The organism is Rhodopseudomonas palustris (assembly GCF_007005445.1).
GTDB classification, from domain to species: Bacteria; Pseudomonadota; Alphaproteobacteria; order Rhizobiales; family Xanthobacteraceae; genus Rhodopseudomonas; species Rhodopseudomonas palustris_G.
Window position 1 is genome coordinate 2095593 of the sequence record NZ_CP041387.1, and the last position, 25608, is coordinate 2121200.

At 66.5% G+C, this 25608-nt stretch carries 23 protein-coding genes; 5 read left to right on the forward strand and 18 right to left on the reverse strand.

Translation table 11 applies throughout. The annotated features are described in order from the left end of the window. Nucleotides 1–28 precede the first annotated feature (28 nt). The 10 genes from FLL57_RS09585 to FLL57_RS09630 form a co-directional block, all read right to left on the reverse strand. Nucleotides 29–3091, reverse strand: coding sequence for an autotransporter domain-containing protein (locus FLL57_RS09585; RefSeq protein WP_185966204.1), 3063 nt, complete (start codon nt 3089–3091; stop codon nt 29–31). 143 nt (nt 3092–3234) lie between these two features. Continuing rightward, nucleotides 3235–4044: a twin-arginine translocase subunit TatC gene (tatC, locus tag FLL57_RS09590; RefSeq protein WP_142882763.1), complete on the reverse strand. Its 810-nt coding sequence runs from the start codon at nt 4042–4044 to the stop codon at nt 3235–3237. Further along, nucleotides 4041–4637: a Sec-independent protein translocase protein TatB gene (gene tatB / locus FLL57_RS09595; RefSeq protein WP_142882764.1), complete on the reverse strand. Its 597-nt coding sequence runs from the start codon at nt 4635–4637 to the stop codon at nt 4041–4043. The genes tatC and tatB overlap by 4 nt, the downstream gene beginning before the upstream one ends. 183 nt (nt 4638–4820) lie before the next feature. Then, nucleotides 4821–5057 carry a twin-arginine translocase TatA/TatE family subunit gene (locus tag FLL57_RS09600; protein WP_013502363.1) on the reverse strand — a complete coding sequence of 79 codons (237 nt, stop codon included), beginning with the start codon at nt 5055–5057 and terminating at the stop codon, nt 4821–4823. Nucleotides 5058–5207: 150 nt separating this feature from the next. Then, nucleotides 5208–6491, reverse strand: coding sequence for an SMC-Scp complex subunit ScpB (gene scpB, locus FLL57_RS09605; RefSeq protein ID WP_142882765.1), 1284 nt, complete (start codon nt 6489–6491; stop codon nt 5208–5210). Nucleotides 6492–6511: 20 nt separating this feature from the next. Then, a complete protein-coding gene (locus FLL57_RS09610) occupies nt 6512–7342 on the reverse strand; it encodes a segregation and condensation protein A (protein WP_047307834.1) in 831 nt (276 codons plus the stop codon). Beyond that, entirely contained in the window at nt 7339–8364 is a 1026-nt protein-coding gene (gene nagZ, locus FLL57_RS09615) for a beta-N-acetylhexosaminidase (RefSeq protein ID WP_142882766.1), read from the reverse strand. The genes FLL57_RS09610 and nagZ overlap by 4 nt, the downstream gene beginning before the upstream one ends. Before the next feature lie 47 nt (nt 8365–8411). Beyond that, the gene (locus tag FLL57_RS09620; RefSeq protein ID WP_142882767.1) at nt 8412–10046 is read right to left on the reverse strand and encodes an SPOR domain-containing protein; all 1635 of its coding nucleotides are present in this window, start codon (nt 10044–10046) and stop codon (nt 8412–8414) included. Nucleotides 10047–10148: 102 nt separating this feature from the next. Further along, the gene (gene argS / locus FLL57_RS09625) at nt 10149–11942 is read right to left on the reverse strand and encodes an arginine--tRNA ligase (protein WP_142882768.1); all 1794 of its coding nucleotides are present in this window, start codon (nt 11940–11942) and stop codon (nt 10149–10151) included. Nucleotides 11943–11993: 51 nt separating this feature from the next. Continuing rightward, on the reverse strand, nt 11994–13208 hold the full coding sequence (locus FLL57_RS09630) for a deoxyguanosinetriphosphate triphosphohydrolase (RefSeq protein WP_041807288.1): 1215 nt from the start codon (nt 13206–13208) through the stop codon (nt 11994–11996). 107 nt (nt 13209–13315) lie between these two features. On the opposite strand from FLL57_RS09630, the gene erpA reads away from it, so the two are divergent. The 3 genes from erpA to FLL57_RS09645 all read left to right on the forward strand — a co-directional run bounded on the left by erpA (nt 13316) and on the right by FLL57_RS09645 (nt 15950). Further along, nucleotides 13316–13648, forward strand: coding sequence for an iron-sulfur cluster insertion protein ErpA (erpA, locus tag FLL57_RS09635; RefSeq protein WP_013502356.1), 333 nt, complete (start codon nt 13316–13318; stop codon nt 13646–13648). Between the two features lie 230 nt (nt 13649–13878). Continuing rightward, nucleotides 13879–14892 carry a cache domain-containing protein gene (locus tag FLL57_RS09640; protein ID WP_142882769.1) on the forward strand — a complete coding sequence of 338 codons (1014 nt, stop codon included), beginning with the start codon at nt 13879–13881 and terminating at the stop codon, nt 14890–14892. Then, a complete protein-coding gene (locus tag FLL57_RS09645; protein ID WP_013502354.1) occupies nt 14889–15950 on the forward strand; it encodes a neurotransmitter-gated ion-channel ligand-binding protein in 1062 nt (353 codons plus the stop codon). The genes FLL57_RS09640 and FLL57_RS09645 overlap by 4 nt, the downstream gene beginning before the upstream one ends. 28 nt (nt 15951–15978) lie before the next feature. On the opposite strand, the gene FLL57_RS09650 is transcribed toward FLL57_RS09645, so the two are convergent. The 3 genes from FLL57_RS09650 to FLL57_RS09660 all read right to left on the reverse strand — a co-directional run bounded on the left by FLL57_RS09650 (nt 15979) and on the right by FLL57_RS09660 (nt 18379). Further along, a complete protein-coding gene (locus tag FLL57_RS09650) occupies nt 15979–16860 on the reverse strand; it encodes a hypothetical protein (RefSeq protein WP_235677246.1) in 882 nt (293 codons plus the stop codon). A gap of 27 nt (nt 16861–16887) precedes the next feature. After that, on the reverse strand, nt 16888–17859 hold the full coding sequence (locus FLL57_RS09655) for a hypothetical protein (protein WP_013502352.1): 972 nt from the start codon (nt 17857–17859) through the stop codon (nt 16888–16890). Between the two features lie 163 nt (nt 17860–18022). Beyond that, nucleotides 18023–18379, reverse strand: coding sequence for a helix-turn-helix domain-containing protein (locus FLL57_RS09660; protein ID WP_013502351.1), 357 nt, complete (start codon nt 18377–18379; stop codon nt 18023–18025). Nucleotides 18380–18542: 163 nt separating this feature from the next. On the opposite strand from FLL57_RS09660, the gene xth reads away from it, so the two are divergent. Further along, complete coding sequence (xth, locus tag FLL57_RS09665) at nt 18543–19334, forward strand: exodeoxyribonuclease III (protein ID WP_013502350.1); 792 nt, start codon at nt 18543–18545, stop codon at nt 19332–19334. Nucleotides 19335–19478: 144 nt separating this feature from the next. On the opposite strand, the gene FLL57_RS09670 is transcribed toward xth, so the two are convergent. Beyond that, on the reverse strand, nt 19479–20300 hold the full coding sequence (locus tag FLL57_RS09670) for a tetratricopeptide repeat protein (protein ID WP_013502349.1): 822 nt from the start codon (nt 20298–20300) through the stop codon (nt 19479–19481). Nucleotides 20301–20647: 347 nt separating this feature from the next. On the opposite strand from FLL57_RS09670, the gene FLL57_RS23315 reads away from it, so the two are divergent. Then, complete coding sequence (locus tag FLL57_RS23315) at nt 20648–20788, forward strand: hypothetical protein (protein WP_155413282.1); 141 nt, start codon at nt 20648–20650, stop codon at nt 20786–20788. 141 nt (nt 20789–20929) lie between these two features. On the opposite strand, the gene lpdA is transcribed toward FLL57_RS23315, so the two are convergent. The 4 genes from lpdA to FLL57_RS09690 all read right to left on the reverse strand — a co-directional run bounded on the left by lpdA (nt 20930) and on the right by FLL57_RS09690 (nt 25559). Next, complete coding sequence (lpdA, locus tag FLL57_RS09675; protein ID WP_142882770.1) at nt 20930–22351, reverse strand: dihydrolipoyl dehydrogenase; 1422 nt, start codon at nt 22349–22351, stop codon at nt 20930–20932. Nucleotides 22352–22429: 78 nt separating this feature from the next. Next, a complete protein-coding gene (locus FLL57_RS09680; RefSeq protein ID WP_142882771.1) occupies nt 22430–23836 on the reverse strand; it encodes a pyruvate dehydrogenase complex dihydrolipoamide acetyltransferase in 1407 nt (468 codons plus the stop codon). Nucleotides 23837–23848: 12 nt separating this feature from the next. Then, nucleotides 23849–24145, reverse strand: a complete 297-nt coding sequence (locus FLL57_RS09685) for a DUF5076 domain-containing protein (protein WP_114356184.1) — start codon at nt 24143–24145, stop codon at nt 23849–23851. Nucleotides 24146–24149: 4 nt separating this feature from the next. Beyond that, complete coding sequence (locus FLL57_RS09690; RefSeq protein WP_142882772.1) at nt 24150–25559, reverse strand: pyruvate dehydrogenase complex E1 component subunit beta; 1410 nt, start codon at nt 25557–25559, stop codon at nt 24150–24152. Nucleotides 25560–25608: the final 49 nt, after the last annotated feature.

Consider the following 25608-nt stretch of genomic DNA (forward strand, 5'->3'; position numbering starts at 1 on the left):
CAAGGCCGGGCAGGACAACCGAGACCGGTCAGAACTGCCAGCTCAACAGGCCGCGGACCTGGTCGCGCCGGGCACGCTCGCCGCGCTGGGCGGCGTACGCTAGTCCCGCCCGCGCCTGCGGCCCGAGCTGTAGATCGAAGCCGCATTCGACCAGCGCGGTGTCGCGGTCGAGTGGCACGCCGGCCACCGCGAACGGCTCGCCGGTGCTGCGGAACGCCAGATCCGACATCGGTGCCGTCGTTCCGAACGCATGCTGCCACGACGCCGCCAGCCGCGGCATCGCCACCAGACCGGGCGACAGCGCGAAGCTGGTCGTCAGCCGGCCGCCCAGCGTCGAATAGCCGATATCGTCGTTGTGGCCCGTCCCGGCCAAGGCGGTGATGCCGCCGCCTTCGGTGAACGCATCGCGATGCAGATGCACCAGCGCCAGCCCGCCGAACGGCTCGGCGACGGCCTGCCCGACCGCCACGCGGTAGCCGATCTCGCCGAACGCCTGCGCGGTGGTGGCATCGTAGCGGGCGCCGGCGATGTCGGTGACGCCCGGGAAGCTCACCGAGCGGCTGGTCGAAAGCTTGCTGAAGCTGGCTGAGGCCGCCGCGCGCAGCCGCCACGGGCCGGCCTCGCCGGACGCGTAGCCGGCGAGATGCGCGGTATCGATGCCGGCAGAGCTGGCGCGGTCGCGGACCGTCATTGTGGAGTTGGTGGTGCCGCCGGCGAGGCCGACCTGCCAGCCGGAGCCAAACCGGTAATCGACACCGCTGACGAAGCCGGCGACCGAGCTCGTCGCCTCCGCGGCGTTGCCGTCGCTGCCGCTGCGGCCCCAGGTGCCGATGCCCTGCGCCCAGACGCTGGGGCCGGTGGCGAGCACCGTGTCGGTGACCCCGCTCTGCCACATCCGCCCGAGCACCGCCTCGCGCAGCATCAGGCTGTCGTCGAGCAGCGCGGATTGGGCGCTGGCATGAACCTCGCCGGACAGCGCATCGAACGCGCGCGGCGCCCCGGCAGCCGACTGCGTGGCGATCAGCAGGCCGAGCCCGCTCGCCGCTGGACCGGCGTCGAGCGCATTGGCGACGGCGGCCTGATTAGCACTGGTCGCCAGGCTGGCGAACGGAACGGCGTTGCGGGTCAGCGTCAGCGTCACCGCGTTGGCCGAGGTGTTCAGCGACGCGGCGAGAAACGGCAGATCGTCGGTCACCGCGCTTGCGAAGCTGCCGGTGATGCCGCCGGCCGCGGTGAGGATCGGATAGGCTTGGCCGAGGACCGGGCTGTGCCCGATGAGCCCGGCGATAACGGTGCCGCCCGACAGGTTCGCGGTGCCGCCGACCTGGATCAGATCCGCGGTGCTTCCCTCGACCTGGGCGAAGTAAGCGGCGCCCGCCGACACGCTGAGATTGCCGGAGACTTGAATGGTGCCGACCGAATGACCGGGCGACACGATCGAGCCGCCGCGCAGATCGAGCGAGCCGAACGTGCCGGTGCCGCCGAGCCAGCCGGCGTTGGTGAAGGAGCCGCCGCCGCTGAAGCTGCCGTCGACCACGCCGGCGTTGTAAACGGTGCCGTCGTTACTCAGCGCGCCTGTGAACGTGCCGCTGCGGCCGACCACGAAGCTAGCCCCGGAGGCGACCCACAGCGGCCCGAGCAGGCTGCCGCTGAGACCGAGCGTGCTGCCGCTCTGAACCCGGGTGCCGCCGGTGTAGGTGTTGGCGCCAGCCAGCACCAGCGTGCCGGTGCCTGCCAGCGTCAGTCCGCCCGGACCGGAGATATCATTGCTCCAGACATCGAACGCGTTGAGGCCGCCTTGCGACGCATCCATCGTCACGGTGACGTTGCTGCGGAACGCGCCGTAGCCGCCGGCTGCCGCATAGAGGTTGATCCGCGCCCAGCCGCTGCCGTTGTCGAGCGGCCCGCCCGACGCAAGCTCGGTGGTGGCGAGGATCTCATCGAGCTGCGCGGTCGTCAGATACGGATAGCGCGTCGCGATCAGGTAATGCGCTTCCGCGGGCACTACGGGCGCAAGATCGGTCGGGCCGACCGACGGAAAATCGTAGGTAAGAAACCGCCGATAGGCCTGCGCCTGCTGCTGATAGCTGGCGGCGGTCGGGATCACCCCGCTGCTCAGGCAGGCGATCAGATTGGCGCACGCCGACGCATAGGGCGAGCCCGCGCCGCCGCCCAGGTACGTCTGCATCTCGGTGCTCAGCGACGGCAAAAGCGTGGTGTTGAAATCGGCCGAGGCATACAGCGGATTACCGGCCAGCATGTTGGCGGTGACGTAGGTCGCCATCACCCGGCCTCCGATTACGTCAAGCGGATAGTGCGCCGCATAGACGTTGAGGTCGTAGGAGAACTGCGCCGCCGCCATGACGAACTGCTGATAATAGCCCGGCGCCAGGATCGCGAACGGCACCGCGTTGGAGGTCGCCAGCATCGTGTGGGCGCTGGGGAAGTCGCCGACGGTGGAGTCGCCGAGTACCCAATTGATCTTGTACGCGCCCGGCGTCTGCTGGTTCTGCCACGCCAGATAGGACGAGTTCTGCGGCGTGAACGGGTTATTCAGGATCGCCGCGGAGACCTGATACGGCGGCGGGTTGCCATAGCTGTCGGTCTGGCCGGGCAGATAGCCGTAGGCGTTGCCGTAGACGTCGGTGGTGCCGAAGTATGGCTTCATCGCCACGATCTGATTGCTGCTGATGATCGCGGCTTCCATCTTCAAGATGGAGGGCGGCAGCGTCGGTGCGGTCGGAATGCCTTGCGCGTTGTAGCCGTAGGCCGGATTGCCCGGGAAGGCGCGCAGCAGCACGTTGGCCGGCACTGCGGGCAGGATCAGCACGGTGCCGGCGGCGATCTTCTCGGCCTGAGTCGAGTTCAGATAGATCTCGACCTGCTTATTGAGATTGGCATCGAGCACTGCCCGCCCCTGCGCGGTCGCCGGCAGGTTGTTGAACGGGGCCAGCAGCGCTTCCTGATCGGCGGCCTGCAGAGCACAGATTCCCGTGCAGCTCGGCTGCTGCTGGGCCCGCGCGGCAGGCGCCGCCACGATCGATGCGACCAATGGCAGAGTCAGCAGGATCGTGTCTTGATATACGCGCATAGGAGCCCGGGCAAACGGGCCACCCGACGGCGACCTCGCTGCGGCCGCCAACATGCGGTCGATTCGGAGATCCGCACAATGCTGACTCGATTACCAGCGCGGCACGCTCGGCCGTTGCAGACAGCAGGCCAAATGAAGAGCGGTCAGGCCGCCCCGGCCGGCGGCGACGAGTCGGTCGACGTCGAGGCGTCCGCGGCAGCGCGCTTCTTCTCGACGATCGACACCGCGACGATAGAGCCTTCGTAGAGCAGCATCAGCGGCAGCGCGAGCGAGGCCTGGCTGATCACGTCGGGCGGCGTCAGGACCGCGGCGATGACGAACGCGCCGACGATGAAGTAACGCCGCTTCTCCTTGAGCTGCTTGGAGGTGAGCACGCCGATCCGGCCCAGCAGGGTGAGGATCACCGGCAACTGGAACGCCAGCCCGAACGCGAAAATCAGCGACATCATCAGCGACAGATATTCGCCGACCTTGGGCAGGAGCTGGATCTGCGCGGTCTCGTCGCCGCCGACCTGCTGCATGCCGAGCGAGAACCGCACCAGCATCGGCAGCACCACGAAGTATACCACCAGCGAGCCGAGCACGAAGAAGCCCGGGGTGGCGATCAGATACGGCAGGAAGGCGTTCTTCTCGTGCTTGTACAGGCCGGGCGCGACGAACTTGTAGATCTGGGTGGCGATGATCGGGAACGAGATGAAGCCGGCGCCGAACATCGCCAGCTTGAGCTGGGTGAGGAAGTATTCGAGCAGCGCGGTATAGATGAATTTCGAATTCTCCACCCCCGCGACCCAGACGAACGGCCATACCAGCACGTTGTAGATCTGCTTGGCGAAGAAGAAGCAGAAGATGAACGCAATGCCGAAGCCGAGCAGCGCCTTGATCAGGCGCGAGCGCAGCTCGATCAGGTGGTCCATCAGCGGCGCCTTGGAGGCCTCGATGTCTTCGGCACTCATGACGCTTTGGCGTCCTTGGCGAGTTCGGAACCGGCAAGTTCGGAACCGGCGCGGTCGGGATGGGCGAGATCCGGCGGCGACGCGTCCGGGGTGGCGAGCGCGTGGCTCTCGGCCGCGACCGGCAAATGCGCCGGCTCGGCAGCCAGCGTCTCACGGACGATCGCCAGCGGCTCCGAGATCGCGGCGTCGTGCCGGGTCGGCTCGATCAGCGTCTCGGCTGTCGGTTGCACCGGAGTGGTGGGCTCGGTCGGCGGGGTGTCTGCGGTCGAGGTGGCTGCTGTCGGGGTGTCGGTGGCGGCGGGCTTGTCGAGCGCGATCGCGTCGGTGACCTCGCTCGACAGCTTGGTGAGCATGTTGTTGGTCGACAGCCCGGTGGTGGCTTCCTTGACCTCGTCGAACGACTTCTTCAGGTCGGCCATCTCGGCCTCGCGCATCGCTTCCTGGAACTGCCCCTGGAACTCGGTGGCGAGCCGCCGCGCCTTGCCGACCCATTGGCCCACCGTGCGCAACACACCCGGCAGCTCCTTGGGGCCAATCGCGATCAACGCGACCACCCCGACCACCATCAGTTCACTCCACCCGATGTCGAACATGAAACGGCCGACTATGCCTCAATGCGCCCGCGAATCCGCTGGGGCGCTTTCGGGCGCGCCCGCTGTCCCCCGCGATGCGCTCACCCTCTGATGATCCGGCGGCGCGTGCCGTCGCCGGATCAAGCGGCCCGGCGGCGATGCCACACGGGGCTCAAAGACGGATCAGGCGCGTGCGACCGCGCTTCAGACCGCCTTGCTGCCGACGTCGGTGCGGTTGGTCGCACCGGGCGTGGAGGCGTGGTCGATCGACTTCACCGGCTCGGACTTTTCGGCCGTCTTGTCATCGTCCTGCAGGCCCTTCTTGAAGGACTTGATGCCCTGGGCGACGTCGCCCATCAGGTCGGAAATCTTGCCACGACCGAACAGCAGCAGGACGACCGCGATAACGACGATCCAGTGCCAGATACTGAGTGAACCCATCCTGCCTTCTCCCGAAACTCGACCGGCGCGCCAGCCCTATTCACTCGCGAAGCTAGGTGAAAGAACCGCCCGAAACAAGGATTTATGCCGACACAACGGTGAGTTGATCGGCCGCATTCTGGTTCCGGGCCGGCAGCATCATCGAACCGCTCAGGGCTCGTCGCGCCGGTCGGACGCCTCGTCGTCGTCCTGCGCGTCGGCATCGTCCGATTCAGCGGTATCCAATTCCGCGGCGGTCGAACCGTCGATCTCGCTGTCGGACGCAGCATCGATCTGGCCCACGGCCTGCTCCGGCTCGATCACCTCCACCTCGACGGCTTCGATCTCGACGCTGAGTTCGTCCACCGTCACGAGGCTGTCCGCCTCGGGCTCGTCAGCCGCGACTTCCTCGGTCCCGATGGCATCGTCGGTCGCCACGTCCTCAGCTTCGAACTCGTCCGTCTCGAAATCTTCGGTCTCGATCCCGCCGGCATCGAACGCTTCGGCAACAACCTCGGCAGCGTCGATCTGTTCGGCCTGCTCGGTCTCGATCGCGCCGGTTTGATCGGCATCGGCAAAGCCGGTTGCGGCGGACTCGGACTCCGCTTCGGCACCGCCCGCAAAGCCGGTTTCGGTGGGCTCCGAGACGGTATCGGACGTTTCGGCCAAACCGGTCTCGGTCGCGACCGCTTCGGCCGAGCCGGCGGTCTCGGCAGCCTCGCCGGACAGCTCCAGTTCGGGCTGCGGGGCCAGCGTCAGATCGAGATCGCCGGGCTCCAGCGGATCCTCGTCCTCGCGCAGCGCCGGATCGTCCGACGGCGTCGGCACGCTGAAACCGGTCGGCAGACGGGTGTCGAGCAAGCCGGTGCCCTTGAGTTCTTCGAGCCCCGGCAGGTCGGTCAGCGATTCCAGGCTGAACTGCGACAGGAACGCCTCGGTGGTGCCGAAAGTCAGCGGACGGCCTGGCGTCTTGCGACGGCCACGGGGCTTGATCCAGCCGGTCTCGAGCAGCACGTCGAGCGTGCCCTTCGAGGTCACCACGCCGCGAATCTCTTCGATCTCGGCGCGGGTGATCGGCTGGTGATAGGCGATGATCGCCAGCATCTCGATCGCGGCGCGCGACAGCTTGCGGGTCTCAGTGGACTCGCGGGTCATCAGCCAGGCGAGATCGCCGGCGGTGCGGAAGGTCCATTTGCTGGCAATCCGCACCAGATTGACGCCGCGATGGGCATAGTCGTCCTGCAACTGCTTCAGCGCCGCCTTGACGTCGACGCCTTCCGGCATCCGCTTGGCGAGCGCCGCCTGGTCGAGCGGCTCGGGCGACGCGAACAGCAGGGCTTCGAGCAGGCGCAGCTCCTCGGGCCGGGTCTGCGGCTGCTGCTCGGCGCTGTCATCGGACAGATGTTCGACCGGCTGTTCGAACTCCACGATGCGCTTCTCCGCCAGACTTGCCATGGCTCGGTCTCCTTCTTCCACTACCCGACCGGAGTATCCGGCAAGGCTGCCGCTTCCATCGCTGGAGACGGCGGACGCTTACGAAAATACAAAGGCGCCAAGGGGGCCGACTGATGCAGTTCGACCTCGCCCTCACGCACCAGTTCCAGCGCGGCCGCAAAGCTCGACGCCAGCACGGTGGCGCGCTGCGCCGGGTCGGGCATGTAGCGCAGCAGATATTCGTCGAGCCGGCTCCAGTCCTCGGCGAGCCCGACCAGCCGCTCCAGCGACGCACGCGCTTCGCTCAGCGACCACACCGTGCGCTTGGCCAAATGCACCGTGGTCAGCACCCGCGACTGCCGCTGCGACGCGTAGGCGCTGAGCAGGTCGTACAGCGTCGCGGTGAACTTCGGATGCTTGATCTCCGCGATGTCTTCGGCCAGACCGCGCGGAAAGATGTCGCGGCCGAGCTGGGCGCGCGTCATCAGCGAGTTCGCAGCCTCGCGGATCGCCTCCAGCCGGCGCAGCCTGTTGGCCAGAGCGTTCGCCATCTCTTCGGCGCTCGGACCTTCCTGGGCGGGCGGCTCGGGCAGCAGCAGGCGCGATTTGAGGAAGGCGAGCCACGCCGCCATCACCAGATAGTCGGCGGCGAGTTCGAGCCGGATCTTCCGCGCCTCCTCGATGAACAGCAGGTACTGATCGGCGAGCGCCAGGATCGAGATCTTGTGCAGGTCGACCTTCTGCTGCCGCGCCAGCGCCAGCAACAGGTCGAGCGGACCTTCGTAACCCTCGACGTCGACGACGAGTGCCTCGTCCTGGTCGACCTGCTCGACAGGCCGGCCAGTCTCGAACTGCAGAATCTCAGCGGTCATACGCTCACCCTCGAGCGGCCGATCAAGGTGTCGAGCTCGGCCCGCGCCGCGGCCCGGTCGAACGGCTGCGGGGGGCGGCGCGCCGCCAGCGCCGCCTCGGCACGGGCCAGCGCCCTGCCCGCCAGTTCCGGTGTTTCGGCAACGACCTGGCGCATTTCGTCGAGCTTACCGTTGCAGTGCAGGACGACATCGCAGCCGGCCGCGACGATCGCGCGGGTGCGCTCGGCGATGCTGCCGGCCAGCGCGTTCATCGAAACGTCGTCGCTCATCAGCAATCCTTGGAACCCGATCGACTCACGAATCACCCGATCGATGATTGTCGCAGAAGTGGTCGCCGGTTGGGCGGGATCGAGCGCGCTAAACACAACATGTGCAGTCATCGCCATCGGCAGGTCGGCGAGCGGCCGGAACGCGGCGAAATCGGTGCGATCCAGCTCTTCGCGCGAGGTGTCGACGGTCGGCAGCCGATGATGACTGTCGGCGGTGGCGCGGCCGTGACCGGGGATGTGCTTCAGCACCGGCAGCACGCCGCCCTGCGCCAGGCCGTCGCTGACCGCGCGGGCGATCGTTGCGACCTTGTTGGGCGTGGTGCCATAGGCACGATCGCCGATCACCGCATCGGCGCCGGCGACCGGCACGTCGGCGAGCGGCAGGCAGTCGACGGTGATGCCGAGCGCTGCAAGATCGTCGGCAATCAGCCGGGCGCTCAGACGCGCCGCGGTCAACCCGGCGTCCGGGTCGATGTCATAAAGCGTGGAGAACACCGCGCCCGGGGGATAGGCCGGCCAATGCGGCGGTGCGAGCCGCTGAACCCGCCCGCCTTCCTGATCGATCAGGACCGGCGCGTCGGGGGAACCGATGGTTCCGCGCAAATCGTCAACCAGCGCCTTGACTTGCGCCGGATTGTCGACATTGCGCTTGAACAGAATGAAGCCCCACGGACGGGAATCGCGGAGAAATCCGCGCTCGTCGTCGCTGAGATTGAGGCCGGCAATGCCGGTAATGAAAGCGCGCGGTGGCATACAGGCCGCTTAGCCCGCGCGCGCCTCCAGGGTCAAGGAAACCGCCGTTAATTCCTCTGGACGAAGCACTGTCCGCCGGCACTTTTCAGGCTGCCGCAGACCTGCTGCGCCTGTTCGGCCGAGGCGAACGGGCCGACCATGGCACGGTAGTAGACGCCCTTGTTGCCGAGATCGACCTTCTTGATGATGTGGGGCTGTGATCCCAGCAGCGACGGGAACTTGCTCTGCAGGGTGCGATAGGACGCCTTGGCGTCTGCCTCGCTGCGCTGAGACGATACCTGCACCACATAGCCACCGGCCGTCGCAGCCGGCTCAGCAGGCAGAGAAGCCACACGCTGCGGCCGAGGCGCCGGGGTGTCGGCTGTGGTATTGGGCGACAGCGACAGCGGTGCATTCCCGGCTGACGCGTTGGCATCGGCGACATTGCGCGCGGGCGCCCGCGCCGCGGCGGCGGGCGTCGGAGTTCGCGACGCCTGCTGCGCCGCTCCGGCCGGCTGGCCGGCATGGTCGGCCTGATCCGGGCGGATGCTGTAGGTCTTGATCTTGCGCGGCTCGTCGCCGGCCAGGGTGCCGTTGTTCGGCGGCGGCGTCAGATTCGGTTTGCCGCCGGGCGTGACGCTGGCAACGGTCGGCGGATTCGGATTCTGATTGAGCTGCGGCAGCACCACCCGCGGACCGGAGCCAGGCATCCGCGACGGGTCGGCGGCCGGCTGCTCCTCGCGCGACACCAGCGCCTCGACGCCGGTTCCGGAGGCGAGCCGGTCCTGGATAGGCTTGCCGGCATTATCGTTCGACGGCCCCGGAATCTTGGTCGGGCTGGTGTCGGCCTTGATCACCGGCGGCTCGCCGCTGCGCGGCGCGCCGGAGAACGTGCGATACGCCAGGGCCCCGCCAGTGCCGACCACCGCCAGCGCCAGAATTGCCACCACCGTCATCATGTTGTTCCGACGCGGCTTCACCGCCTGTCCGTCGGACATATCGTCGTAGCCGTCGCCGTAACCGTAAGAGGGATCCTGATAGCCTCCGATCGGCGCGGGGTCGGCCGGGAGCTGGCCGTACAACGCGTCATCGTAGCGGCCCGGCTCCAACGGAGCGGTGCTGGCCGGCAGCGGATCGAATTGCGGTTCGTAGTGGACCCGATCCGGCTGCACCAGATCGAGACGATGCTGCTCGATCGGCGCCGGATCGAATCGCGGATCGGGCAACCGGGTGTCGAGCGCCATCGGCTCGATCGGCATCGACTCGATCGACGCCTGTGGCGCCTGAGGCGCTTGTGCGTAGCCGGTCGCCGCGGCACGGCGCGGCGTCGCAGCGCTGACGAAGGACGGCGGCTGTCTGAAATCCGGCTCCGCCGGCAGGATCGGTTCGGGCGGTTCGGGCGCTCGGGCGGGCTCGGGCGCACGCTGACGATGCTGCATCCAGGACGGCATCGGCCGCGCCGACAGATCATCCTCGGCCGCGACCGAGGACGGTCCACGGCTGGCGCTGAAATCGGTCGACCGGCTCTGCGGTGCGATTGGAGGCGCTTGCTCGACGCGCCCGGCCTTGCCGAACGGATCGGCCTGACCGATCAAGCGAGCGAGCTCCGCGAGCGGATCGTTTTCCGGCTTTTGCGGATAGCGCGAAGTCACGCTCTCGTCTTCATAAGCCGGGAAAGGTCGGTCCTGATATCGATCCGTCATCGTGATGTCGCGTCCCATTCGGGAAAGCGGCCAAAGGCGCCTTCGCAGACGTCACGGCCGCTCTCACAAGCCGCTCCAGATCCCCATCTGACGGCCGATCCCCTATCGCATCTCGTCCGGCGCAGTGACGCCGAGAATGGCGAGCCCCGAGGCCAAAACCGAGACGACGCCTTGGACCATCGCCAAGCGCGCCCTGGTTATCTCTGCATCATTATTGATAATGAAGCGTAAATGAGGCAGATCCCGTCCATGCGTCCAAAGCGCATGAAATTCGCTCGCGAGCTCATTGAGATAAAACGCAATTCTGTGCGGCTCGTGGGCCTGGGCGGCGGCTTCGACGATACGCGGATAGAGCGCGAGGCGTTTCATTAGTTCGAGCTCGGCCGGATCGTTCAGCCGCTCCAGCGGCGCCTGCCGCAGCATCGCCGCCCGCGCCTTCGAATCCTCCGGCAGATCCGGTACCACCTCCCGCGCATTGCGGAAGATCGAATGACCGCGGGCGTGACCGTACTGGACGTAGAACACCGGATTGTCCTTCGACTGCTCGATCACCTTGGCGAGGTCGAAGTCGAGCACCGCATCGTTCTTGCGGAACAGCATCATGAAGCGGACGGCGTCGGAACCAACCTCGTCCACCACTTCACGCAACGTGACGAAGTCACCTGCCCGCTTCGACATCTTCACCGGTTCGCCGTTGCGCAGCAGCCGCACGAGCTGAACGATCTTGACATCGAGCGCGCCCTTGCCGGCCGTCACCGCCTGGATCGCCGCCTGCATCCGCTTGATGTAGCCGCCGTGATCGGCGCCCCAGACGTCGACCATGTTGGCGAAGCCGGCGTCGAACTTGACCTTGTGATAGGCGATGTCGGACGCGAAATAGGTGTAGGAGCCGTCCGATTTCAGCAGCGGCCGGTCGACATCGTCGCCATAGGCGGTGGCGCGGAACAAGGTCTGTTCGCGATCCTCATAGTCCTCCACCGGCGCGCCCTTCGGCGGCGGCAGCCGGCCCTGATACACGTCGCCCTTGGCACGCAGAAACTCGATGGTCTCGGCGACGCGGTTGCGGCCGCCCTCGATCAGCGAGCGCTCCGAGAAGAACACCTCGTGGGTGATGTTCAGCGCGGCAAGGTCGCCCTTGATCGCTTCCATCATCATCGCGATCGCCTTGGCGCGGACGGTCGGCAGCCACTGCGCTTCCGGTAGTTCCTTCAGCGCAGCGCCATGCTCGGCCTTCAGCGCCACGCCGACAGGCTTCAAGTAATCGCCCGGATACAGCCCTTCCGGAATCTCGCCGATCGCCTCGCCCAGCGCCTCGCGGTAGCGCAGGAACGCGGAACGCGCCAGCACGTCGACCTGGGCGCCAGCGTCGTTGATGTAGTACTCGCGGGTGACGGCAAAGCCGGCGGTGTCGAGCAGATTGGCCAGCGCATCACCGAACACGGCGCCGCGACAGTGGCCGACATGCATCGGGCCGGTCGGATTGGCCGAGACGTATTCGACGTTGACCTTCTCGCCGCCGCCGACAGCGCTGCGGCCGTAACCTGTGCCGGCATCGAGCACGGCGCGCAGCGCCTCCGCCCACACCGCCGGCTTCAGGGTCAGGTTGATGAAGCCCGGTCCGGCGATCGCGACCTGGTCGATCAGCTCCTCGGCGCGGAGCTTGTCGGCGATCTTGTCGGCGAGGTCGCGCGGCTTGGCCTTGGCGTCCTTGGCCAGCACCATCGCGGCGTTGGTCGCCATGTCGCCGTGGGAGGCGTCCTTCGGCGGCTCGACCACGATACGCGACAGGTCGATCCCGGCGGGCAGCGCGCCCTCTTCGATCAGCCCCGCGCACACCGCGTGCACGCGCGACAGGAGACGGGCGAAAAGATGCGTGGACATCGGGAGCTCGGCCATATCTGAAAAGGGAAAATGGACGCGGCCGTTTCGGGCCGGTCGAGGCGCCGCCTAACGCAAATCCGGGGTCGAGTCAAAAAGCCGCTGATGCTCGGCCAGCGCGTAGCGATCGGTCATGCCGGCGATGAAATTGCGAATCCGCAGCAGCCGGTCGGCCTCGCATTCGGCCACCGGGCCGTTCGCCGGCAGCCAATCCGGCGGCAGATCCTCCGGATGATCGCAATACCGCCGGAACAGGTCAGCGACGATCGCCTCGGCGTCGCGCATGACCTTCATCACCCGCTCGGCGCGGTACATCCGGGTCCAGAGGAAAGCCTTGACCTCGGCCTCGGATTTCGCCGCTTCGGCCGGGAACGCCACCAGCGCCCGCTCGGCGCGGCGGACCTCATCGGCCGAGCCCGGCCTCGCCTCGCCGATCCGACGCTCGGCCTCGGCGGCGACCGCGCCGATGAAATATGAGATCAGCTCGCGCACCAGCTCGGCACCGCGGCGGCTGTCGTCGAGCCCCGGAAAGCGCCGGTCGATCGCGGCGATGATCCGCGCCATCAGCGGTACTTCGGCCAGATCTTCGATCCGGAACAGCCCGGCGCGCAGGCCGTCGTCGATATCGTGGGCGTCGTAGGCAATGTCGTCGGCGATCGCCGCTACCTGGGCTTCGAGCGAGGCGAAGCTCCAGAGCTGCAGGTCGAAACGCTGGTCGAACTCGGCGATACCGCGCGGTACGCCGTGCTCGGCATAGCGCGGCAGCGGCACGCCGGCGCGATCCGTCAGCGGCCCGTTGTGCTTGACCACGCCTTCCAGCGTCTCCCAGGTCAGGTTGAGGCCGTCGAACTCGGGGTAGCGATGTTCGAGTGCGGTCAGCACCCGCAGCGTCTGGGCGTTGTGGTCGAAGCCGCCGGCGTCCTTCAGGCAGAGGTCGAGCGCGCGCTCGCCGGCATGGCCGAACGGCGGATGGCCGAGGTCGTGGGCGAGCGCCAGCGTTTCGGTAAGGTCTTCGTCGAGCCCGAGCTGGCGCGCCAGCGCGCGGGCGATCTGCGCCACTTCCAGGCTATGCGTCAGCCGGGTGCGATAGTGGTCGCCCTCGTGAAACACGAAGACCTGGGTCTTGTGCTTCAGCCGGCGAAACGCGTTGGAGTGGATGACGCGGTCGCAATCGCGGCGAAACGCGCTGCGGGTCCGGCTCGGCGGCTCATGGAATTGCCGGCCGCGGCTGTGGTCCGGATCGCAGCCAAAGGCTGCACGGGGAGCTGCCATACCGACCGACACGCGCGCGACTCGTCCTGACCGTTTGATTCTGCGGTGCGGCGCACTTAACTATTGTTGGCAAAGAAATCCAATGACGGGCTCCTGCCCGAACGACACGGAGCGGCGAGATGACGGAATCAGGCGTCACCATCAGCGAACGCGCGGCGCGCCGGATCGGCGAAATCCTCAAGGGCGAAGGCCAGGGAGCGATGCTGCGGATCAGCGTCGAGGGCGGCGGCTGCTCGGGTTTCCAGTACAAATTCGACGTCGACCGCACCAAGACCGACGACGATCTGGTGATCGCCCGGGACGGCGCAGTCGTATTGGTGGATTCGGCCTCGGTGCCGTTCCTGGCCGGCTCGGAGGTCGACTTCATCGACGATCTGATCGGCGCCTCATTCCGGGTCAACAACCCGAACGCCTCCGCGTCCTGCGGCTGCGGCACCAGCTTTTCGATCTGACGATCTTGCCGACAGGACGGTTGCGGCGGCTGGGTGCCACCCGCAGCCGTTGACTTTGAGACGCTCGGTCAAGACAAACGTACCCTGCCGTACCTTCTGCTCTTGGTTCCGGTTCCCAATTCCGCTAAGGCGCGGCCAAAGAACCCTCCGAACGACCTTTTGGCAGTGCGCGATGCCCCGCGCGCTGCGCGGCCATGTCGAGGATGGGTCAACAGCCCCCGGAAACCTCGATGTCGTTGCCTCCCAGCGTTCCCCGTGTGCCTCTGCGCGTCTCCAGCGTCCAAGCCGGCCTGATCACCGCGCTGGTGCTGGCGCTGAGCTTCAGCGCGATTCTCGCCCTCACTTTCTCGATGCAGAACGACGTGATCGCGCGCGACCGCGATCACCAGATGGCGGCGGTCAGCCAGGCGATCACCGCCGCGCTCGACGAAGCGGGACGGTTCGCGCTGACCCAGGCGGAGACCACGGCGCGGCAGCGCGCCGTCGCGCGCGCACTTGCCGCCGGTGACCGCGCCGCGCTGACGGAGCTCACGGCCGCGCCCTATGCGTATCTGAAAAGCCAGGGCGTGCCGGTGTTCGGCTTTCACGCCGCCGACATGACCTATCTGTTGCGGCTGCATCTGCCGGACAAGTTCGGCGACGACCTGACGAAGTTTCGGCAGATGGTGCTTGCCGCCAACAAGACGCGGCGCTCGCAGGTCGGCCTCGAGATCGGCGTCGCCGGCACCTTCGTGCGCGGCATCGCGGTGATCAACGACGGCGACCGCTTCGTCGGCACCGTGGAGGCCGGCCTCAACCTCGAGCCGATCCTCGAACAGGTGAAGACGCTGACCAACGCCGACATCGCGGTGGTGCTGAGCCAATCACTCGCCGAGCTGCCGCCGCGCGGGCCCGGCGACAAGGGAGAACAATTCGGCGACCTGATCGCGCTCGCCTCGACCGACACCCCGCTGTTCACCGGCCTGTTGCGCGACGGTGCGATCCGCCTCGCCCGCACCCGCGAGATCAGCCCGTATCGGATCGGCGGCGAGACCGGCGCGATCCTGGTGCAGCCGCTGATCGACTTCTCCGGCCGGATGATCGGCAACATCGCGGCGGTGAAGAGCTTCCCGTCGCACGGCGCCGCGTTGCAGCGGCCCCGGATCGAACTGATCGCGGCGGCGCTGATCGGCACCGTGCTCGCCTTTGTCGCCTTCTCGGTATTGGCACGGATGCTGAAGCCGCGCGACGAGGCGCAGGCATGAAGTCACTGCGGGCAGCGCTGCTGATCGTTTTCGTGGCACTGTGCGGCGCCCCCGCATCCGCTGGCTCGCCGTCGGAAGGGCTGCCCGACGGCATCGAGCTGCCGGTCAAGGTCCGTATTGGTCTGCGCGTGCTCGATATCACCGAAATCCGCGAGGTGATCGGCCGCGCCCGACTGCACATCGAAGTCACCCAGCGCTGGACCGATCCGCGCCGGCGTTTCGATCCGCTCGACGCCGGCACCTCGCGGGTCGACCGCGTTGGCGCCGAAGCACGGCAGTACATCGCCGGGATCTGGACGCCCGGTCTGGCGATCGACAATCAGCTCGGCGAGCCGCGCGCCAAGGCGGATGCCGTCTCGGTCTATGCCGACGGCAGTGTGGTGCTGGTCGAACGCTACGAGGCCGATTTCCGCGTCGGCGTCGACATGGCAGCGTTTCCGTTCGACCGGCAGCGGCTGTCGCTGTCGTTCTCGCTGCCGCGGTATGCCAAGCAGGACGCGATGCTGGTCACCACCGAGACCGACCGGCTGTTCTCGCGGATCGAACCGAAATTGTCAGTGATCGATTGGCGCCCGCTCGACCTGACCTTCTTCTACGACGAGGCCGCCGGCTGGAACGCGCGGGCGTATTCGCGGCTGAACGCCACCATCGGCATCGAGCGGCTGTCGGAGCGCTATCTGCTGCGGCTGTTCATCCCGATCGTCTCGACGCTGGCGGTGTCGCTGTTCGTGCTGTGGATCCCCGGTACCGCGCCGAAGGATCACGGCAGCCTGGTGTTCTCCGCCCTTCTGGCGCTGGCGGCGATCAGTTTCACCTACGAGGCGAGCTTCCCCGGCTCGATCTCGCTGAACACCCCGATCGCGAAGATCATCTCGCTCGGCTATTTCTATCTTGTGGTGGTGGTGCTGATCGACGCGCTGCTGTGGAAACCGCGCAGCGATCCCGCCTCGCGCTATCACGTCCTCGCCACCGGCCTGCGTTCGCACTGCCGCTGGGCACTGCCGTCGATCATGGTGATCGTCTGCCTCGCGCTGGTGCTGCGGGGACTGCCGGGGTAGCGGCGACCCGTGGCGGCGTGCTGCCCCGTCACCGCGGTAAACTGGCGGCGGAGGTGACGAATTCGGACTTCGTGATCAGCCCGGGCCTGCCGTTTCTGAGGCGCCCGGCCACCATGTTCTTCACTGTCCAGGTGCCGTCGAGATTGTAGCTGACATTGAATGCCGTGAAGCCCTGCGCCGCATCGCACAGCGCAGCGGTCGCCATCATCGAAGCGAAATCCAGCACCGTTCCTGCAGCATAGCTCCCGATCTGCACGTAAAACTTTAGCGAAGGCGTGCAGTCCAGGGCAACGTTCGGCGGCGCCGTCACGAAATTCGACAACAGAATTCCGCCGGCCAGCGTCTGCATCGCGACGCCGGCGTTGTAGTTCACCAGCGTCGGGTTGAACACCGCGGTCCTGATCCGAAATGCGCCGGCCGGCACGTCCTCCGTGGCCATCGGCGCCGACAAGCCGAGCGCAGGCGACACCGACATGGTGGTGGTGTTGGCGGTCGGTGGCCCTTGCGCGGGCGTCAGCTCGATCGCCCGAATGGCGCCAGCCTGCCCGACCGGCTGTCCCGGCTGCGGCGGCGCGATCTGCTGCTGCACGCCGGCGTAGGTTTGCGGCGTGATCATGAAGCTCAGCACGGCGCCGGATGTGGCATAGGGCAGTAGCGGCTGGCCGCACAGGCTGCTGACATACACCCGACCGGCGCTGGAATACCCGGCCGGCTGCTGGAAGAAACAGAAGTTTTGCAGCGTATTGCTGTCGTTCCTGAGATTGATGGTGATCGCGCTGACCATGTCGCTTCCCCGACGGCAGCCTGGGCGCCCGGAGCGACCCTCCAACCAGATGGTGCGCCTCCGCGCCGGACGACCTCTCTTTTGAAAGTCTTCCGGCGCGGCGCCATCGGCGGCCGGGATGCTCAACCGATCATCGCGCGACCGCCGCGACGATTACTCGAACACCGCCGTCGCGTTCGGCACGTCGAGCTGCGTACACATCGTCCCGCGATACGGTCCGCCGATCCAGCCGATCTGGTACTCGTTGAACTGTTGCAGGGCGCCCGGCACGTCGAGATGGGTGATCGTGGTGGGCGCCAGCATGTCGGCCGCATAGCCACGCGCGATCGAGGCGGTGCCGGCCTCGTTGAGGACTTCGGCGTTGGCGGCGCCGTTCACGTTGGCCCGGGTGCTGGTGATCGTGGACTTTTCGATCAGACCGCGACGCCCGTTCGCCAGCATCATCGATGCCATGTTCTGCACCGTCCAGGTGCCGTCGAGATTGTACGACACGTTGAAGGTGGTGAAGCCCTGGGTCGCGTCGCAGATCGCCGCATTCTGCGACGAAGCAGTGAAGTTCATCACCGTCCCGGCGGTATAGGTGCCGGTCTGGACGTAGAACTTGATGATCGGCTGGCAGTCGAGATTGGTATTCGGCGACACCGGGACGAAATTCGACAGCGTGATGCCGCCGGCCGTCGACTGCACCGCCGATCCTGCGTTGTAGGGCGTGACCACCGGATTGAACGTCGGCGTCTTGATCCGGAACGAGCCCTTCTGCGGTCCATCGGTGTTGGTCGGCTTCGACAGCCCGAGGGACGGCGACACGCTCATCACGGTGGTATTGTTGGTCGGCGTGCCGCCGGCCGCCGGCGTCAGGTCGATCGCCTGGATCGCGCCCAACTGGCCGGAGGGTTTCCCGATCTGCGGCGGCGAGACCTGCTGCTGCGCACCCGCGTAGTACTGCAGCATCATGGTGAAGCTGAGAACCGCGCCGGAACTCTCGTAAGGCATCACCGGCAGGCTGTAGAGGCTGTTGGTGTAGACCTGCGGGCCGCCGGTATAGATTGCCGGCTGCTGAAAGATGAAGAAGTTCTGCATCACGTTGCTGTTGTTCGTGACGTTGATGGTGATCGTGGTGGCCATGATGGTCTCCTGCGGGATTGCGGGGCTCAGGTTGAACCCTTGGTCGATCTGCAACCGAGGGTTGTGCAACACTAATCCTGCACCCGGGCCAGACAGCAACTTATGGTTGCATAGCGTGCAAATTTCTCGCTGTGCCACTTGCGCACGCAGCAACTCGCCGTTCTCAAAGGTCGGAAACCTCGGGACATAACGAGGTGATGAAGGCGATCAGATGCGCCTTGGAGCGTTCGGACATCCTGGCCTCGGCGCGCCGGATGCAGGTCAACAGCCGCGACTCGTCCGAATCGCCCGCCGCTGCGGCCTTGTGGCCGTCGATCCGGCCGCGACCGGTCAGGAACCAGTCGAGCGACACGTCGAGCGTGTGGCAGAGCAGCACGGCATGATCGACCGAGATCGGGCCGTTGTTCTTCCAGCGTGTGACCGTGCTCTCGTTGACCCCCATGGCGAACGCCAAGGCGTGCTGTTTGGTGACGCCCCTGAGCTGCATGGCCTCGACCATCCGTGCTCCGCGGTTCGACATCGCCGACGCTCCGCTTTCAGACCATCGTGCTCGACACGACCGGGACGCCGACAGCAGGATGCTCACCGCGCGCCGATTTGCGTCCGACCTCGATTGCTTTATCACAGCGCTGCACGGCCGCGATCTGCCGCGGCGCAAATCATCCCGGACAGCGGACGGCGCGATGCGGATTGCCACCTGGAACGTCAATTCGGTCCGACAGCGGCTGGATCACCTCCTGACCTGGCTGAAGGATAGCCAGTCCGACGTGGTCTGCCTGCAGGAGATCAAATGCGTCGACGAGGCTTTTCCGCGCGAGCCGATCGAGGCGCTCGGCTACAACGTCGTCACCCACGGCCAGAAGACTTTCAACGGCGTGGCGCTGCTGTCGAAATATCCGCTCGAGGAAGCCAATCCGGGCCTCGCCGGTGACGATGGCGACGTTCATGCCCGGTTTCTCGAAGGCGTGGTGTCGCTGAAGCACGGCGTCGTGCGCGTCGCCTGCCTGTATCTGCCGAACGGCAATCCGGTCGGCAGCGAGAAGTATCCCTACAAACTGAGCTGGATGGCGCGGCTGCGCGACTACGCCCAGCAGCGACTGAGGACCGAGGAGCCGCTGATCCTGGCCGGCGACTTCAACGTCATCCCGCAGCCGGGCGACGTGCACAATCCGGCGGCCTGGACCGAGGACGCGCTGTTCCGCCCCGAGACCCGCGAGAGCTTCCAGGCCCTGCTCGGCCTCGGCTTCACCGACGCGCTGCGCGCCACCACCGATGCGCCCGGCCAATACACTTTCTGGGACTATCAGGCCGGCGCCTGGCAGAAGAACTGGGGGCTGCGGATCGATCACCTGCTGCTGTCGCCGCAGGCCGCCGACCGGCTGCGCCATGTCGGCATCGACAGCTACGTGCGCAATTGGGAAAAGCCCTCGGACCACGTCCCGGTGTGGGCGGATCTCGATCTGGAAGCGGCGTAACGAAGTCCGAGCGAATCCGGCGTCATCCTGGGGCTGCGCCGCGCAGCGGCGGACTCGAAGGATTGGCCAAAGGCCCTGCCCTCGCCCTTCGAGGGCTCGCTTCGCTCGCCACCTCAGGAATGACGGCGAATGTGGCGTGATGCCTCAGTCCCGCCGGCCCTGCACCCAGTGCTCAAGCATCTGCAGTGCCATCACCCGGTCGTCGTCGGAAGCCTTGGCGAAAGCCTTATTGTAGCTGTCCTTGATCCAGGCCTCTTCCGGCGTCGCAGCGTCGCGCGCCAGGGTCAGCCACATCAGACCGCGGGCGGCCTGGCGGGGCAGCTTGTCGCCGTTGAACAGCAGGTGTCCGAGCATCGCCTGGGCCTGGTGCTGCCCCTTCTGGGCGGCGAGGCCGAGCCAGCGGGCGCCGTAGCGGAAGTCGCGCGGCACGCCGACGCCTTCGATATACAGCCGCGCCAGATCGTACTGCGCGTCGGCGTTGCCGAAATACGAGGCGGCGTAAGAGAACATCTCGCGCGCCCGCTCGGGATCGCGCTTGACCTTCGAATTCGGGATGCCGTCGAGATAGTAGCGGCCGAGTGCCACGAAGGCGTTGGCGACGATCGCGGCCTGCGGCGCCGACGGGCTGTCCTCGGCGTGGGCGTTGGCGATCTTGCTGAAATAGTCGAAGGCGCGCAGGTCGTCCTGATCGACGCCATTGCCGTCGGCATACATCTTCCCGAGGCGCCACTGCGCGATCGGGTGGCCGCCCTCGGCGGCATATTGCAGCGCGGTGAGCGAGGTGGTCGACGGCGCCGCCGGCAGCGCCTTCTTCAGCGCAGGCGCGGTACCCGGCTGGCTGGTGGCGACCGGGATCGCGGTGTCCTCCGGTCGAACCGGGGTGCCTTCGAACGCCGCCGCCGGCACGGCGCCTGCTCCGGCGCCGATCAGCAACGCGGCAAAAACGCTACGCCTAAAATTCCGCATCGCACATCTCGCGGGTCACCCCCGGTACGGTCGAATCGACCCGCCGGCTTTCCATCCAACACACTCCCGCCCTCTCCTCTGTCGCGGCCGCACCCGTTTCGGACGGGTCGGTGGCCGACGCTGCGGCGGTCAAATTTCTGTCACGGCCGCGACCGGCCGTCGGCTGTTCGACGGTCAGGTGATCGCACCTTGGTTGGCCATGATTGCGCAAGATCGTCGCCGGGAGCTGGGCACTATCAGCATCACCCTGCTGTTTGGCGAGATGACGGCCGAGCCGCCGCAAATCCGCGGCAGACGGTGACTTTTTGAAGACGCCGAGGGGGGCCGACAGGTTCGCGGCGCAGCCAGTGATCTGGCGGCTCGTCGGCATCGACCTGGTAGGCGTCGTGGCGAACATTCGCGAACTCGTCTTTCCGGCCGCCTCGCTGTCGGGCTTTCCGGACTTTCCCGGTAAGACCATCGACCTGCGCTCGGCTCAGGTCAGATGATCTCATTGACCGGTGTGGCCAAAAAGCGGCGCGTGCAAGAGCGACCATCAAAGACGGTTAAATGATGCAGAACTGTTGCGGCATAGCAACAAGAGTGTCCCGGCGGACACCCTTTTCGGGTGCACTTAGTAGCCGCTGGGGTCAGGCGTTGAGCACCTTGCCGTAGGCGTCGAGCACGGCTTCCTTCATCATCTCCGACAGCGTCGGGTGCGGGAAGACGGTGTGCATCAGCTCTTCCTCGGTGGTTTCGAGGTTCATCGCCACCACGTAACCCTGGATCAGCTCGGTGACTTCGGCGCCGATCATGTGGGCGCCCAAGAGCTGCCCCGTCTTCTTGTCGAAGATCACCTTGACCAGGCCCTGGTCCTCGCCGAGCGCAATCGCCTTGCCGTTGGCGGTGAACGGGAAGCGGCCGACCCGGATCTCCCGTCCCTGCTCCTTCGCCTTGGCCTCGGTGAGGCCAACGGAGGCGATCTGCGGCTGGCAGTAGGTGCAGCCGGGAATCAGGCTCTTGTCGAGCGGGTGCGGATGCAGGCCCTTGATGGCCTCGACACAGATCACCCCCTCGTGCTCGGCCTTGTGCGCCAGCATCGGCGGACCGGCGACATCGCCGATCGCGTAGATGCCGGGCACGCTGGTCTTGCCGAGGCCGTCGGTGACGATGGTGCCGCGGTCGAGCTTCACCCCGAGCTTCTCCAGCCCGAGATTCTCGACATTGCCGACCACGCCGACCGCCGAGATCACACGGTCAAATTCGGCGGTCTCCGGCTTGCCATTGCCGGGATCGATGGTGGCGACGACGCTATCAGCCTTCTTGTCGAGCTTGGTGACCTTGGCGCCGGTCAGAATCTTGATGCCCTGCTTCTCGAACCGCTTGCGGGCGAGCGCGGCAATCTCGGAATCCTCGACGGGCAGGATCTGCGGCAGCACCTCGACCACGGTGACCTTGGCGCCCATGGTGTGGAAGAACGAGGCGAACTCGATGCCGATCGCACCGGAGCCGACCACCAGCAGCGACTTCGGCATCACTTCCGGCACCATCGCCTCGAAATAGGTCCAGACCAGCTTCTTGTCCGGCTCGAGACCCGGCAGCACCCGCGGCCGCGCCCCGGTGGCGACGATGATGTGCTTGGCCTGATAGCTGCCCGGCGGCAACGCGCCCTTCGGCGCCTCGGTCTTGGAGGCAGCGACCGTGAGCTTGCCCGGCGCGTCGATCGTCGCCTGACCCCAGATGATCGAGATCTTGTTCTTCTTCATCAGGAAGCCGACGCCGTCGTTCAGCCGCTTCGACACCCCGCGCGAGCGCTGTACGATCGCCTTCGGATCGAACGAAATGTTATCGGCCGACAGCCCGTAATCCTTGGCGTGCTGCATGTAGTGATAGATTTCCGCCGAGCGCAGCAGCGCCTTGGTCGGAATGCAGCCCCAGTTCAGACAGATGCCGCCGAGATACGACTTCTCGACGATCGCAGTCTTGAACCCGAGCTGCGCCGCCCGGATCGCCGCGACATAGCCGCCGGGTCCGGAGCCGATGATGATGACGTCGAAGGAGGTGTCGGACATAACTACTCGCTCTTCTTTCCCTCACCCGCCCTCGCTTCGCTCGGGCACCCTCTCCCACAAGGGGAGAGGGTAAGAAAGTCACACCATCATCATCACGGGATTTTCGATCAGCGTCTTGAAGGCGCCGATCAGTTCGGCGCCGAGCGCACCGTCGACGGCGCGGTGATCGCAACTCAGCGTCACGCTCATCATGGTGGCGATCTCGATCTTGCCGTCACGCACGATCGGGCGCTGCTCGCCGGTGCCGACCGCCAGGATGGTGGCGTGCGGCGGATTGATCACGGCGGTGAAGTCCTTGATCCCGAACATGCCGAGATTGGACACCGCTGTGGTGCCGCCCTGGTACTCTTCAGGCTTCAGCTTGCGGGCCCGCGCGCGGGCGGCAAAATCCTTCATCTGCGCCGAGATCGACGACAGCGACGCCGTCTCCGCGCTGCGGATGATCGGGGTGATCAGCCCGCCCGGCATCGCCACCGCGACGCCGATGTCGGAATGCTTGTGCTTGAGCATCCCTGCCTCGGTCCACGACACGTTGGCGTCGGGGATGCGCTGCAGGGCGATCGCCATCGCCTTGATGATGAAGTCGTTGACCGACAGCTTGTAGGCGGGCTTGCCGTCCTTGTCCTTCGGCGCGGCGGCGTTGATGTCCTCGCGCGCGGCCAGCAGCCGGTCGAGGTTGCAGTCGATCGTCAGATAGAAATGCGGGATGGTCTGGGTCGACTGCGTCAATCGCTGCGCAATGGTCCGGCGCATGCCGTCGTGCGGCACCACTTCGTAAGAGCCTTCCGGATACAGCGCGCGGATCTGCTGATCCGACATCGCCGGCACGATCGCGGGACCAGCCGCTGGCGCCGCAGCCGGCGCCTTCAGGCCGCCGCCGCTCTTGGCCTGCTCGACGTCGCGGGCGATGACGCGGCCGTGCGGCCCGGTGCCGCTGACGCGGGCGATGTCGATGCCGGCATCCTTCGCCAGCCGCCGCGCCAAAGGCGAAGCGAACACACGGCCATTCGCTGGCGCTGTATCCCCCTCACCCGCCGCCCGCGGCGGCGACCTCTCCCCGTTGGGGAGAGGTGAAGGCGGCTGTGGCGCCGGCCTCTGATCAGCCTTGTCCTGTGCGTCCGAATTGGCCTCGGCTTTGCCACCCGCAGAGCCGGCTCCCTCTCCCCTCTGGGGAGAGGGCTGGGGTGAGGGGGCACCGCCGGCACTGGCCTGACCGCCTGCCCCAGCCGCTTTCACGTCCTCGCCGTCCTCGGCAAGCACCGCGATCACGTCGTTGACCGGCACGTCCTGGGTGCCTTCGGGCACGAGGATCTTGGCCAGCGTGCCCTCGTCGGCGGCCTCGACTTCCATCGTCGCCTTGTCGGTCTCGATCTCGGCGATGACGTCGCCGCTTTTGACCTTGTCGCCCTCCTTCTTCAGCCACTTCGCAAGGTTGCCCTTCTCCATGGTCGGCGACAGCGCGGGCATCAGAATGTTGATCGGCATGAGGACAGAACCTTACTGCGGCCGTTCGGTGGTGGCGCCGGTGTCGGTCGGGCGCGACAGCTCGGCCTCGAACATCTCGACGATGCGCTCCAGCGCCTCGTCCTCGGTGTATTCGCTCTCGCGCGCATAGGCGCGCGCGGCGTGGCGGGCGATGTCGACCAGCAGCAGCCCCCACATCTCCGGATCTTCGAACGCGCGCATGAAGGCGATCGACAAACCGCCGTCGAGCACAAAGGCGCGCAACACTTCGATCGCATCTTCGCGGCCTTCGACGTCGGGCGGCAGCGGCTGTTGCTTGGGTCCGGTCATAGGGTCACCGATAGCAGACGGCTTTGGCGGCCTCGACCACCTCGGCGACGCTGGGCAGCGCCAGCTTTTCGAGATTGGCGGCATACGGCATCGGCACGTCCTTGCCGGATACCCGCGTCACCGGAGCGTCCAGATAATCGAACGCGTGCTCCATGATCCGGGCGGAGAGTTCGGCGCCGATACCGTTCTGCTGCCAGCCCTCTTCGATCGTCACCGCGCGGCCGGTCTTCTTCACCGAGGCGATGATCGTTTCGGTGTCGAGCGGACGCAGCGTGCGCAGGTCGATCACCTCGGCCGAGATACCGTCCTTCGCCAGCTCGTCGGCGGCCTTCAGCGTGTAGGTCATACCGTGCGACCACGAGATCAGCGTGACATCCTTGCCCTCGCGGACGATGCGCGCCTTGCCGATCGGGATCACGTAGTCGTCGAGCTTCGGCACTTCGCCGTGCTGGCCGTACAGCATCTCGTGCTCGAGGAAGATCACCGGATTGGGATCGCGGATCGCCGCCTTGAGCAGCCCCTTGGCGTCGGCGGCCGAATACGGCGCCACCACCTTGAGGCCGGGGATCTGCGAATACCAAGCCGAGTAGTCCTGGCTGTGCTGCGCGGCAACGCGCGAAGCAGCACCGTTCGGACCGCGGAACACGATCGAGCAGCCGAGCTGGCCGCCGGACATGTACAGCGTCTTCGCCGCCGAGTTGATGATCTGGTCGATCGCCTGCATGGCGAAGTTGAAGGTCATGAACTCGACGATCGGCTTCAGCCCGGCAAAGCCGGCACCGACGCCGACGCCGGCGAAGCCGTGCTCGGTGATCGGGGTATCGATCACACGGCGGTCGCCGAATTCCTGCAGCAGTCCCTGCGTGACCTTGTAGGCGCCCTGATACTCGGCAACCTCTTCGCCCATCACGAACACGTCGGGATCGCGGCGCATTTCCTCGGCCATCGCGTCGCGCAACGCCTCGCGGATCGTCACCGTCACCATCTCGGTGCCGGCCGGAATGTCCGGATCAGCGGCGGCCGACACCGTCGGGGCTTCTGGCGCGTGCTGCGCCGGCGCGGGTGCGGACTTGGCCTGCGCGGCTTCAGGCTCCGCTGCCGGCGGGGCCGATTGCGAGGCCTTGTTCTGCGCGGCCGGATCCGACGCCTTGTCGGCATCGGCTGCACTTTCGCCGTCGCCGAGAATGGTGGCGATCGGCGTGTTGACCGCGACGTCGTTGGTACCTTCGGGGATCAGGATCTTGCCGAGCGTGCCTTCGTCGGCGGCTTCGACTTCCATCGTCGCCTTGTCGGTCTCGATCTCGGCGATGACGTCACCGCTTTTGACTTTGTCGCCTTCCTTCTTGAGCCATTTCGACAGGTTGCCCTTCTCCATGGTCGGCGACAGCGCGGGCATCAGAACTTGGATTGGCATTGGGGCTCCGCAGTCATTCAGTCAGGCGGGAAGCAGCCGCGACACGGCA